The organism is Leucobacter sp. Ag1, assembly GCF_000980875.1.
Taxonomy (GTDB): Bacteria; Actinomycetota; Actinomycetes; order Actinomycetales; family Microbacteriaceae; genus Leucobacter; species Leucobacter iarius.
The window spans coordinates 1-1059 of sequence record NZ_LAYO01000009.1 but is presented as its reverse complement, the minus strand read 5'-3'; the positions used below and the strand labels follow the sequence as shown (position 1 = coordinate 1059).

Below are 1059 nucleotides of genomic sequence, written 5' to 3'. Positions count from 1 at the left end.
CTCGGAGGCGCCGGCGGGATCGCGGCGTACAAGGCGGTCCTGCTCGCGGGGCTGCTCGTCGAGGCGGGCCACGAACTGCACGTCGTCCCCACCGAGGCCGCGCTCCGCTTCATCGGCCGGCCCACGTGGGGATCCGGGTCATCATGTACGCGTCCGTCTCGGACGGATGCCGGGCGACGCGGATCGTGAAGTCGTCGTAGACCCCGCGATCGACGTCCGCGAGCTGCACGGTGAAGGTATGAATCGTCGATCCGATGGCCATAGCGTTCGAGCCTACCGGGTGCGCGTGCGCGCGGTCGCCTGCGCGGTCCAGGGATCCTCGGGCCAGGGGTGCTTGGGGTAGCGGCCCCGCATCTCGCGGCGCACCTCCTGGTACGGGCCGTTCCAGAACGATCGCAGGTCCGAGGTGACGGCGAGCGGGCGGCGGGCGGGCGAGAGCAGGTGGAACAGCACCGGCACGCGGCCGCCCGCGAGCCGGGGCGTTTCGGCGAGGCCGAAGACCTCCTGCAGCTTGGCCGAGACGACCGGCTGCTCGACGGCGTCGTCGGTCCCGGTCGGCTGCGGATACTCGACGCGCGCGGTGGACCCGGAGGGGAGCGGCAGGCGCTCCGGGGCCAGCTCGTCGAACCGCGCCGCCTCGGGCCAGGGGAGCAGCCGGCGCAGCGCCTGCGCGAGGTCGATCCGGCGCAGCGATCCGCCGGGGCGCATGCGCTCGAGGTCGGGGCCGAGCCACGCGTCGATCCGGTCGAGCAGCGCGGTGTCGCTCACGTCGGGCCAGGGTTCGCCGAGTTCGCGGCGCAGCAGGGCGAGGCGTCCGCGCAGCGACCGCGCTGCTTCCGTCCAGTCGAGGGCGTCGAGTCCGAGCTCGCGCAGGTGCGCGGCGAACGCCGGGCCGGTGTCCTCCGCCCGGGCCGCCGTGGGCGTCGACGCGAGCGGGATCGCGCCGAGGCGCCGGACCAGGCGCACGCGGATCCTGCCGTCCACCACGGCGGTGGTGCGTTCCTCGACCAGCTGGTGCGTGCCGAGTCGCAGCGCGTCGTCCTCGGCGAGCGCGGCGGC

1 protein-coding gene and 2 pseudogenes are annotated in these 1059 nt (G+C 74.9%); 1 reads left to right on the top strand and 2 read right to left on the bottom strand.

What is annotated here, in order from left to right:
• A pseudogene (locus XM48_RS18370) lies at window positions 1-129 on the top strand (phosphopantothenoylcysteine decarboxylase); the annotation flags it as partial.
• Between the two features lies 1 nt (window position 130).
• Here the strand turns inward: XM48_RS18370 and XM48_RS17255 are convergent.
• A pseudogene (locus XM48_RS17255) lies at window positions 131-262 on the bottom strand (YaeQ family protein); the annotation flags it as partial.
• An 11-nt stretch (window positions 263-273) separates the two neighbouring features.
• The coding region (locus tag XM48_RS00025; protein WP_046453724.1) for an ATP-dependent helicase C-terminal domain-containing protein at window positions 274-1059 on the bottom strand (786 nt) is incomplete at its 5' end.